This window comes from Yeosuana marina (assembly GCF_011762485.1).
In the GTDB taxonomy this organism is placed as follows: domain Bacteria; phylum Bacteroidota; class Bacteroidia; order Flavobacteriales; family Flavobacteriaceae; genus Yeosuana; species Yeosuana marina.
In genome coordinates this window covers 264,819-276,187 of record NZ_JAAKGI010000027.1, presented here as the reverse complement: position 1 = coordinate 276,187, position 11,369 = coordinate 264,819, and the positions used below count along the sequence as shown (strand labels likewise).

The window sequence follows — 11,369 nt, the reverse complement described above, 5'->3', positions numbered from 1 at the left end:
GAATGGTAGGCATTGTGAATGTTTCTGTAGCATCAGCAATACAATTTACAGTACTGGCTCCATCAGGATCAGTGATAGAAAGAGCTACAGGATTTATTGTTATAGTTTGTATGGCATCAGTTGAATTACCACAACTATTTGTAGCGGTATAAGTTCTAGTAACAACTAACGAACAACCTGAGCTCGATGTTATCACATCCATATATGTTATACTTATTATATCATTAGAAGCTGTATAACCATTACTAGCATCAACAAAACTGTTTTTAATATCAACAGACTCTGCAGAACTATAAGCGTATTTTGCAGTTGAGTCAGTTATGTTATTTTCATCACATCCTTCAATAGTTAATTCAGTTGGAGCAGTTATTGTTGGAGGTTGATTTACAAAATTTGAATTATCAATATTTAATACAATAGGAATTGGAATTGGGTTATCTTTACAAGTATCATCAGATGCATATCCTTGAATTAAAGGAGTGTCAAATGACACATTTGATATAGCCCCATCTCCACTTATACTGCCTAAAAGTTCTATAGTAGGATTAACGCCACTAATTAAAGAGCAATCTGTAGTTGCTGTTAAGGTGAAACTTAATTCCGCTAAAACTGTAGTTGGGTCAGCAGGTAATGGTAAGGTTCCTAAATTCCATACAATAGAGCCATTAGAACCTAAACTTGAATCGTATGTTGGTGTCGTAACGGGTGTATAATTCATACTGGAACTAAAATTTAAAACACTCGGGTCAACCGTGTCAGGTAGCGGTATTGTTATAACAGTATTATCTGTAGCTTCAGTACCAACATTTTTTATTTCCAATGTGTAATCTGCAGTTTGACCTGGCTCAATCGTTGTACTACCATTGTTTGGAGTGCCATTAATAGAGGTATTAACAATTACGCCTGTTACTTCTGGCACATACGCATCAATTGAAAACGTAACATTGAAAATCGCATAGGTATCCTGTGTAGAGCCATATCGAAACCTAGTAGAGGTGTCACCATTTTTAATGATTCCATTACCAGTGTTATCAATATTAAACATAGCAATATCTATCCCAGTATTATTTACTAAATTAGGATTTCTAGGATTACCGCCTGTATTTATAGATGATTTAAAAAAGTTATTTGGGCTATTTAAGGAGTGAGATAAAGATTGAAAATTTCCATTATCTTGTCTTTGGATTTGGAAATAGTCACCTGTAACAGTAGTATCTCCTTCACCTGCCATAACCCCTAGTTTTATATTAAGGTCTCCACTTTGAGCCGTATTAAAACCACTAACATCGAAGGTGTAATCGGCTGTAGTAAAAGCTTTAACGTAAGCATGACCATCAAAAACAGTAACATCTCTCCAATTCATTTTAGAATTTTGATAAACCACAACCATTCCCCATCCACCATGGTAACCTTGACTATCTGGATTACCCTCAAGTGTAGCTATATCAGCTACAAAATATTCACCTAATCCATTTGTCTGAACAAAATCGGTAATTTCAGCATAGGCAGAATAAATGTTTCCTTCTGTTCCAGATGGAAAATAAATATTTTTATTTACAACACTTGTTGAATTTGCAACAACAGGTTCATATGTTCCGGAAGCTCCTTTTTTTATTAATACTTGACGTTTGTCAAGTGTTTTTGAACCAACCGTAACCGTTTGATTATTTCCAGCTCTACCTGTCCAATACAATCCAGCATATACGACATTTGAACATTCAGGAAGTGCTCCGTTTTCAGTAGAAAAAGTTAAAGTTGCAGAAGATGAATTTATAGTGTTTGAATCATTATCAACATCAACATAAATCATATCATTATTATTGTCTTTGTTAACATCATAATTAGCTAAAGTAAGGTTGGTGTTACCAATCATAGAAAAATCTCCTTTAACAGTATAAACAGTTGTTGAAGGAGTGGCAGTTGCCGTCCTAGGAGCAAAAGGAACTGCAACTTGACTATAACTATTGTATGCACAAAGTGTTAGCAAAATAGCAAATACTAACAGCCTAGCTGAATAGTTGCTTGATGTTGCTTTAGTAGTGTATAGTTTTCTCATGTGTTGATATTTTAAATTTACCTATGCTGGTCTTAAGATGGATTTTGCGATGAATAGAATATTCTAATTTCCGCATTAGTTTTAATAAATTTTTGAATTTGATTTTCAGAACAATTAAAATTACATTTCACAAAGACATATTTTAATTTATTTAAATCTGTATTGCTAGTTAGGTCAATTGAATTACTTAAATCATTACTACTATTAAGTATTATAGTAATTAATTCAACCTGATTATTTTTTGAGTTAGATTTTTTTAAAGACTTTAAAGACTCTGAATCTTCAAAAGTTAATTTTACAGGGTCACTGGATTTGTAAACACTTTTTAAAGTACCCTTTTCAAAATAATGAGTTGGGTACATTTTAAATGCTAAATCATAAAAGTTATCTCTATTATTACTTGTGCTTTGTTGATTTTTTTGGTTATTAACTTTATTTAGAGTAGAATTATTTGAAACTTCATAAATTCCTTTTTCTTGAGCAAACGACTGGTTTCCAAAAAATATTGAAATACATGAAACAAATAAAAAAATACAAAGATTTACATTCAAGTTGTTTTTCATGACTTATTATATTAAAATCTATTACTTTTATTAGACACCAAACCTATTATTTTAGTCACGTAATGTGAACAAAAAAACAAACCACAATAAAAGTTTTTGAGGGAAAAACAGTGAGGGAGATACATTGAATAACAATGCTTATTGAGGCTAAATTAGATTTGGGATCATAATTTTTTATATTTATCTATTAGCAAAACAACACATATGGAATTGTTCTATCAAATAAAAGTGTTATATCACTCAAAAAATCGATAAAATGATAATCATGTCTAATTTTTAACTTTAAAGAACGATTTGGTAATGAAGTTTAAGTCTTAACTTATTGTAAATTAGTTATTTGTGTTTTTAATCTATTTTAATAGAAGTAATTATTAAAATCATACTTAAGTATTAATAGACATATTAAATGAATTAATCGATAAACAGCAATACTATTAAAATGATTATGAAAAGACTAATTTTTGTAAGGCATGCAAAATCTTCATGGGAATTTAATATTTCAGATCATGAAAGACCACTTAGTAACCGGGGTTTTAGCGATGCACAACTTATTTCAAGAAAATTGATAAACCAACTAAACCCAGATAGTGTACTATCAAGTGATGCAATGCGAGCGAAAACAACAGCTAGCATATTTGTAAATAATTTAAATATTCAAAAGGAAATTTTTAAACTCAATAGAAGTTTATATGATTTTTCGGGAGAGAAGTTATTACGAGTTATAAAAACATCTGATAATTCCATAAATGAATTATTAATTTTTGGACACAACAATGCTGTTACGTCTGTTGTGAATAATTATGGTGATAAGTACATTGATAATGTCCCTACTTGCGGCGTTGTTATTATTGAATTTGAAATTGATAATTGGAAAGATTTCAAAAAGGGTAAGACAGTAATGACTTTATTTCCGAGAGATTTGAAAAATTAGAACTTGCTAGCGCAATTGCAGGAAGGTCTCAAAAGTTGGAATTCATAGCTAATAAAAATTTCATGCGAACCAGATGTATATGGGTTTAAATCAGAAGTTATAAATTCATACGAATATCCTATTCTTAATCCTTCAGCAGCTAAAATGCTAACATAACCACCAATAGCATCACCAAATCTATAAGCGGCACCTAACCATAAATTGTCTTTAATCAAAAAATTGGCAGTAATGTCAAAAGATGTAGGGGCACCCTTTGTATATTTTATCATAGCAGTTGGTTTAAATTTCAAACTTGGAGTGAATTCTAATAAATAACCTCCCATCAGATAATAGCTAGCTCTTTCAATGGCTGTATAAACAATGTCGGTATTGTTGGTATAACTTATAATTTTTGGAGAAGAGAGACTAAGAAAAAATTTATCTGAACGTAAATAAACACCTGCTCCAAAATTGGGTTTTATTTTATTGAAGATGTTATCTAAATATCTATCATTTTCAGATAATAAATCGGCATCTAATCCATATTTACTAAATCCAGCTTTTAATCCAAACGATAACCAATAGTCCTCAATCAAATTAATTGAATATGATAAATCTCCAAATGCATAAAATGTGTTTTCATATCCTAGCTTATCATTAATTACAGAGAGACCAATTCCTAAATGAGTGTTCGTAACAGCACTATGCATAGCAAATGTTTGAGTTACAGGAGCACCATTTATACCTACCCATTGATTTCTATTAAGAAAAGATACGTTTAATTTTTCTCTACTACCGGCATAGGCAGGATTAATAGCAATAGTATTAAACATATATTTTGTAAACTGTGGTAACTGTTGTGAAATGCTTAACAGTGGAAATATAAGTAGTATTATTAAGAATTGTATTTTTCTATCTATATGCATTACTGTTTTATTGTTCGGTACCTAAATAAATAAAGCCTTGGATTGGTTTTAATCCGCTATCTATTAATTTTACAACATAATAATACGTTCCAGTAGGAAGTTTGTCTTCACCACCAACGGTCAATGATGGATTGTCTCCTGACCATTCATTGTTATAATTTTCAGATTCAAATACTTTAGTTCCCCACCGATTAAATATACTAACAACTATCCTAATATCGCAGGTTTCAATATCATCAATTTTATCATTTAATATATAAGCGACATTAAAAGTTTCATTATCTAAATCGCCATTAGGAGTAACTAGTTTAGAAATATCTACATCAAACAAAGATTTAATACACGGATATTCAATACAATCATCATTCAGATTAATTTCTATTTCATTAATTATGGTACATTGATTTATTAAGCTGGTATAAGTAAATGTATAATCACCTATAGGAACAATAACAGGGTCAAACTCTGTTCCATTTAATACAGACATACTATCGCTTGACCATGTTCCATTATTACTCGTATCAATTAGTGAATTTAAATCTAAAATGGGTTCATCAATACATAAAACCAGTTTATCATGAGTTGTTTGCTCATACGAAAGCATTTCTATGGTTTGAGTAAAAGTTGTTGAATTATTACAATCATCCGTAGCAATCCATGTTCTAACTATTTGATAATCGTTTTCATCAATTGTGTTGATTTGTTCTGTGAAATTAACAGTAACGTTTGATGAGCAGTTGTCAACAAATTCAACAGTTGGTACTTCTGGTTCTGACTCACAAACCAGTGTAATGTCTGTTTGTAGATTTGTTATTAGAGTAGGAGGCGTTGTATCTTGAACTGTAATGGTTTGAGTATGTGTTGTTGTTAGTCCACATTCATCAGTGGCAGTCCAAGTTCTAATTAAAAAATAGTTAGATGGACAATTTCCATTAGTTGTGATTTCATTGAACGTTACAGAGGTCGAACCACAAATATCAGTTGCCGTTAACAAAGGAGCATTAGGAATAGAATCACATTCAACAGTTATATCACCAGGAAGAGATTCAACAAATATTGGTGGCGTTGTATCTTGAACGGTTATATTTTGTGTATGTGTTGTTGTAAGTCCACATTCATCAGTCGCTGTCCATGTTCTAATTAAAACATAATTAGAGGGACAACTTCCATTGTTTGTAGTTTCGGTAAATGCAACTGAGGCAGAACTACAACTATCAGTTGCCGTTAAAATAGGAGCAACAGGAATAGAATCGCATTCAACAGTTATATCACCAGGAAGTGATTCAACAAATGTAGGAGGGGTTATATCTTGAACGGTTATATTTTGAGTATGTGTTGTTGTTAATCCGCAAGCATCAGTAGCAGTCCAAGTTCTAACTATTGTATAATTTGAAACACAAGAGCCATTTAAAATAGTTTCATTGTAAGATACGTCGGCCGTTCCACAATTATCAGTTGCAGTTAATATTGCAGCTACTGGAATATTGTCGCATGCAACAGTAATATCTGTTGGAAGAACTTCTACAAAAGTAGGAGGTGTTGTATCTTGAATTGTTATAACCTGAACATAATCTGGTATAGGGTTAACACAGGCACCTCCAAAGCTCCATGTATTTGTGTAAGTACCACTATTTGGACAGTTTGGGTCTGGTACAAACAATCCTACTGTTTTATTGGTAATTGTAACGCACTTGGTTGTTGTTGGTTCTAACTGTAACGCATCGTTAAGACCAGCAATGTCATTACATTCTAGGACTCTGTCTAAGCTATGATTTGGTACAGCCCAATCAATATAAGGCTGAATTACAGTTGCGGTTACTGGGCTATTAGGCATGCATAAGTTATTACTAGCAGAACTGTAATCAGTTTTTATGGTTGGATTTTGATCACCCGTATAAGTTGCGGTAAATTGAAAATCAAAAGATAAATCACAGTTTTGCTCTAAAAAATAGCATTCACTTTTAACTTGTAAATTAAATGGAACATCTAAAGCTGGATCTCCAACATCTACAATACCATCAGCGCAATTAAATACAAGCGTATTGGTTAATGCATCATAAGTATAGGTTACGCCAGCTGGTAAATTGTCTGCTGATACAAATGAAACTTGATTAGGCAAAACAGTTGTAAGAATTAAATTTCTAACATTATCATTTCCTGTATTGGAAAAGTTAAGATTAAAATTTAAAATTTCATCTGGTGTTTGCGTAGCATTATTTATTGAATTGTATGTAAGATAAATTGGAGTAATATCTGGTTCCCAAATTTCTACTGATAAGCCTAGCAAATATAATCCATACGTTTCCTGATCAGATGTAAGCCTTATTGTTGCCGATGTTTGATTATTAGCAATAATGCTATTATTTGTATTATTTAATGGAAAAACAGAGGCATCAAAACCTAATGTATTCGTACTGGCGGGAATTCTATTTAGAAACTCTGATCCATCAACAGTAATGCGGCTATTAAAGAAATTGTTTGCATCTCTTAACGGTGTAGATAAATCAACATAATTATTTGAAGCATCAATAATTTGAAGTCTATCTTGGTATAAATCTCTATCTCCCTCTAAAGCACCAATAACAACATCTGCTTTAACTTGACCAAATGGAGCCGTTTGAAATCCATTAAAATTAATATCATAATTGTTAGTATTTAAGGTGATATGCGCATAACCATCAAAAAGGCTAATATTTCTAGCAGGCAATAATGGACTTTCATATACAAAAGCGATTTGCCAGCCACCAGATGTACCTGCATTTCTATTGTGGTGGCTCCATAAACCGCCTGTCTTAGCCTCCACATTCCCAATTTGATAGGTTCCAAAAGGTGTGGTTAAACCATTTACCAAATTAGTAATATCTTTTACACAAACATAAGGATCGTTTCCAAAGTGCGTGTCACGTCCTCTAAAAATAACATCATCAGCGGTAAGCGTTGAATAATTGGTTTCTCCCGGTAACATTAACTTTATATCATTAAAATTCCAATTAGGCTGATTTTCAGAATTTGGATCTGAGGTATCTGGCTCAAAATCAGCTGCTGCCCAGTATAATAGAACTTTTCTAATTTGTAAGCACGCTAAGTTTGGTTCGGGATTTACTAAAACAGCGCTACTTGAGTTAAAAGTACTGGAGTCGTTGTCGATATCTACATATACGTTATCAGAAAAATCATGATTGTCATCTCCGCCATTATAATCAGCAATTGAATCTCTCGAAATCATATTATTGGCAATAATGGTAACATCACCTTTTATGTTTTCGCTGTAGCGTACTTGAAATGGAGTCATTATCTGTGCATTCACAACACAATTACTTAATAAAAAAATACTTAAAATTATTTTAAGAAGATTTTGAGACCTAATTTTTAATTTTTTTAAAAATGAAAATGCTATAATCACAAACTCTAGTGAACTTTTTGCGCTAGTAATTGTTTTCATAACTTATATTTTAGTTTCAATTATTTGAATTTCAATTATTTAATCTATAAAATGAATAAATAACAATACCAAAAAGCTATGAGGGAAAACATTGAAAATCAATGTTAGAGTTTTTGCGTTACTATCTTTACTATTGAGAGATTAAAAAAGACAGGTTATTATTTAACTTTAAAACTTATTCGAATATACAAAAAGACCTATAAAAACACATATAAATTCGATTAAACGAATATTAAGTAATAAAAAAACTACATTTAATATGTGTTTCGTCGATAATAAGGGTTTAAAATTAGTATTTATGAAAGTTTATCATTTTTTTAATCTTTAAAAAATATTAATAATGAATCCATATTTTTACTTTGCTTAAATACAATATATTTGTGAATATTTATAAAGAATAGTAGATGACAAAGCCCGAAAAGCATAACAATAGTTACATAAATAGAGAGGTTAGTTGGTTGCAATTTAATGCCAGAGTTTTGCAAGAGGCGGCAGATGAAACTGTACCGCTTATAGAAAGGTTGAGATTTTTAGGTATTTTTTCAAATAATTTAGACGAATTTTTTAAAGTTAGATATGCAACTGTTAAGCGTATAGTTCAAGCAGGTAAAGGAGGCAAGAGTGAGTTGGGAGGTATGAAATCTCAAGAATTGCTTGAAATTATAACTAAAATTGTTATTGAACAACAAAGTGAGAGTCTTGAAATTTTAAGTAATATTAAACTTAAATTAAGAGACGAAAACATATTTGTTATTGATGAAACTCAAATTCTTGATTTTCACCATGATTTTTTAAAGAATTATTTTATTCAAAAAGTAAGTCCTGCTCTTGTAACTATTATTTTAAATGATTTAGTTCAACTTCCAAATTTAAAAGATAGTGCAGCTTATTTGGCGGTAAGAATGGTTTTAAAAGATGATAAAAAGCAATATGCCTTAATAGAAATTCCAAAATCTATTAATCGTTTTATAGAATTACCACAAAAAGATGGAAAGGATTATATAATCATGCTTGATGATTTATTAAGGTATTTTTTAAACGATATTTTTAATATTTTCTTGTATGAAAGGATTTCAGCACATATGATAAAAATTACACGTGATGCTGAACTAGATTTTGAAAGTGATTTAAGTAAAAGTTTTATTGAAAAAATTTCAGATAGTGTCAAGCATCGCGAAACAGGACAACCAGTTCGTTTTGTTTATGATAAAACGATAGATACAGAAACGTTGGAGTATCTCATGTCTAAAATGGGTATAGATTCGGCTGATAGTATTATTCCAGGGGGCCGATATCATAATAGGCGCGATTATATGGGGTTTCCTAGCCTAGGCAGACAAGATTTGTTATACAAAAAAATCACACCGTTACCGGTTAAAGGACTCCCTCTGGAAGGAAGTATTTTTGAGGAAATTTCTAAAAAGGATCATTTAATTTTTGCACCATATCATACGTTTTCATACGTCGTCAAATTTTTAAGAGAAGCTGCTTTAGATTTAAATGTAAAAACCATAAAAATTACTATTTATCGTTTAGCCGAAATATCTCATATCGCCAGTTCACTTATTAATGCAGCAATTAATGGAAAATCGGTTACTGTTTCAATTGAATTGCAAGCGAGGTTTGATGAGCAAGCAAATATTGACTATGCCCAACAAATGGAAGAAGAAGGCATACATTTAGTGTTTGGTGTTCAAGGCTTAAAAGTACATAGTAAAATGTGTGTTATAGAGCGTGAAGAAGGTAAAAAATTAAAGCGTTATGGCTTTGTAAGTACGGGAAATTTTAATGAATCAACTGCAAAAATTTATACAGACTACACCTTATTTACAGCCAATCAAAGTATCTTGAAAGATATTAATAAGGTCTTTGCCTTTTTTGAAACCAATTATCAAATTTTTAAATACAAACACATTATCACCTCACCTCATTATACTCAAAAAGCGTTATTTAATTTAATTGATAATGAGATTTATAATGTAAAAAGTGGTAAACCAGGATATATTAGACTGAAAATGAATAGTATTTCTAGCTATGTTATGGTTGATAAACTTTATGAAGCTAGTAATGCAGGTGTAAAAATTCAAATGATTGTTCGTGGTATTTGTTGCTTAATTCCAGGAATAAAAGGAATGAGTGAGAATATTGAAGTTATTAGTATTGTAGATAAATTTTTAGAGCATACAAGACTTTATGTTTTTGGAAATAATAACTTGCCAAAAGTATATATTTCATCAGCTGATTGGATGACAAGAAATATTGATAATAGAGTAGAGGTAAGCTGTCCTATTTATGATGAAGACATTAAGCAAGAGCTCTTAGATACATTTGATATTTGTTGGAATGACAATGTAAAAGCAAGGTTATTAAATGAGTCACAGAATAATGAATACAGAAAAAATGACAAGAAAAAAACTAGAGCTCAACTAGATATTTATAATTACTATTTAAAAAAGTTAAAGAATTAGTATGCTTTCAATTCAAAAATATGCCGCCATAGATATCGGTTCAAATGCAGTAAGATTACTGATCTCAAACATTATTGAGGAAGAAGGAAAACCTGTCATGTTTAAAAAGAACTCATTAGTAAGGGTTCCTATTCGACTGGGGTCTGATGTATTTATATCTAAAACAATCTCAGAAGAAAATACGCAACGTATTCTTGATACCATGTTGGCTTTTAGGTTATTAATGAAATCTCATAAAGTTGTAAAATATAAGGCATGTGCTACATCGGCTATGAGAGAAGCTCTTAATGGAAGAGACGTAGTTAAAATGGTATTAAAAAATTCTAAAATACAAATTGATATTATCGATGGAGAGGAAGAAGCTGCCATAATTGCAGCGACCGATTTGCATAAATATATTGATGATTCTAAAACCTATTTATACGTTGATGTTGGTGGTGGTAGTACTGAGTTTACGGTTATTCATGAAGGAACGGCTGTGGCATCCAAATCGTTTAAAATAGGAACCGTGAGGTTGTTAAACGACATGGTAAGAAAAGAAGCTTGGATAGAGCTTGAAATGTGGATTAAAGAAAAGGCTGGACATTTTGATAAAATTGAAGTAATCGGTTCAGGAGGAAATATTAATAAAATATTTAAAGTATCAGGTAAAGCCATGGGCAAACCATTAACTTATTTTTATTTAACTTCATATTACAACACCTTGCAAAGCTATTCTTATGAAGAACGTATTACAGTTCTAGACTTAAATCAGGATAGGGCAGATGTTATTATTCCAGCGATGAGAATTTATCTGTCAGCAATGAAATGGAGTGGTGCTAAACATATTTATGTACCGAAGATAGGATTGGCAGATGGTATTATAAAAAGTATATATTATGATACTGTTTCAAGCAACACACAGTAAAATTATGCACTTCACCTTTTAAATATATAGATTTTCATAATATCATATATATTCGTTTGAATTTTTTATTAATGAATTCTTAACCCAAACCTATTAT

At 31.0% G+C, this 11,369-nt stretch carries 6 protein-coding genes and 1 pseudogene; 3 read left to right on the top strand and 4 right to left on the bottom strand.

Going from position 1 to position 11,369, the window contains the following annotated elements; genetic code table 11:
* Both G5V56_RS15570 and G5V56_RS15565 read right to left on the bottom strand, forming a co-directional pair.
* Positions 1-2,056: pseudogene (locus G5V56_RS15570) on the bottom strand (hypothetical protein); the annotation flags it as partial.
* A gap of 32 nt (positions 2,057-2,088) precedes the next feature.
* Positions 2,089-2,619 (bottom strand): hypothetical protein, encoded by a 531-nt coding sequence (locus tag G5V56_RS15565; RefSeq protein ID WP_166966765.1) that lies wholly within the window; start codon positions 2,617-2,619, stop codon positions 2,089-2,091.
* Between the two features lie 445 nt (positions 2,620-3,064).
* Between G5V56_RS15565 and G5V56_RS15560 the strand changes: the two genes are divergently transcribed.
* On the top strand, positions 3,065-3,550 hold the full coding sequence (locus G5V56_RS15560) for a SixA phosphatase family protein (protein ID WP_166966764.1): 486 nt from the start codon (positions 3,065-3,067) through the stop codon (positions 3,548-3,550).
* Here G5V56_RS15560 and G5V56_RS15555 read toward each other — a convergent pair.
* Positions 3,547-4,455, bottom strand: a complete 909-nt coding sequence (locus tag G5V56_RS15555; protein WP_166966762.1) for a PorP/SprF family type IX secretion system membrane protein — start codon at positions 4,453-4,455, stop codon at positions 3,547-3,549. The two genes, G5V56_RS15560 and G5V56_RS15555, sit on opposite strands and share 4 nt — an antisense overlap.
* A gap of 7 nt (positions 4,456-4,462) precedes the next feature.
* Complete coding sequence (locus G5V56_RS15550; RefSeq protein ID WP_166966760.1) at positions 4,463-7,897, bottom strand: gliding motility-associated C-terminal domain-containing protein; 3,435 nt, start codon at positions 7,895-7,897, stop codon at positions 4,463-4,465.
* Between the two features lie 404 nt (positions 7,898-8,301).
* Between G5V56_RS15550 and ppk1 the strand changes: the two genes are divergently transcribed.
* On the top strand, positions 8,302-10,365 hold the full coding sequence (gene ppk1 / locus G5V56_RS15545) for a polyphosphate kinase 1 (RefSeq protein ID WP_166966758.1): 2,064 nt from the start codon (positions 8,302-8,304) through the stop codon (positions 10,363-10,365).
* A gap of 1 nt (position 10,366) precedes the next feature.
* Complete coding sequence (locus G5V56_RS15540; protein ID WP_166966756.1) at positions 10,367-11,272, top strand: Ppx/GppA phosphatase family protein; 906 nt, start codon at positions 10,367-10,369, stop codon at positions 11,270-11,272.
* The last annotated feature ends 97 nt before the right edge of the window (positions 11,273-11,369 follow it).